The following is a 472-nucleotide window of genomic DNA, read 5'->3' as shown; positions in this document are numbered from 1 at the left end:
AGTTTATCGATTTCACCCAATTCTCTATCAAGTCTGTCGATTTCGGTTTGCAGGAAGTTGTTGCGGCCTTCTTGATTGCGGATGGCGCTGTCAATACCGAGATAAGTAGCGGCCGCCAAGCCTAAACCCACTGCAAAAGCACCAAGCATCAATATTTTGAATTGCTGCTGCTTGCGCTGTTTAATTTCTTCCCGATAAGGAAGAAGGTTGATTCTGGTTAATTCAATCATGTTCTCAAAGTCCCCTTAATGCCAATCCGAACGCCAAGGTCAGTGACGGCGCATCAATTTGAAGCTGCGGCAATTCTACTTTTGCACTGCGTTCCACATATGAAATCGGATGCAGATATTCTGTTGCCGTATTGGTTTGCGAGAAAATGCTTTCTGCCAAACCTGCCTGCTGTGCGGTAAAGCCTGTCAGCAGGATGTGTTTGATATTGGCGAAAGAATCAGTGGCCTGCGTGGTATAGTAA

Annotated in this window: 2 protein-coding genes; both read right to left on the bottom strand. The window is 45.8% G+C overall.

The features are described from left to right. Positions 1–230 (bottom strand): PilN domain-containing protein (locus ACTHTY_RS11760; protein WP_440367809.1); only part of this gene is annotated, 230 nt, incomplete at its 3' end. 4 nt (positions 231–234) lie between these two features. Continuing rightward, positions 235–472: pilus assembly protein PilM (pilM, locus tag ACTHTY_RS11755; RefSeq protein ID WP_440367807.1), on the bottom strand; the 238-nt coding region annotated here is incomplete at its 5' end.

Origin of the sequence: Neisseria sp. P0019.S002 (genome assembly GCF_051957155.1) — a bacterium.
Taxonomy (GTDB): Bacteria; Pseudomonadota; Gammaproteobacteria; order Burkholderiales; family Neisseriaceae; genus Neisseria; species Neisseria perflava.
Note: the sequence above shows the minus strand (reverse complement) of the source record. Positions and strands in the feature narration are given on the sequence as shown.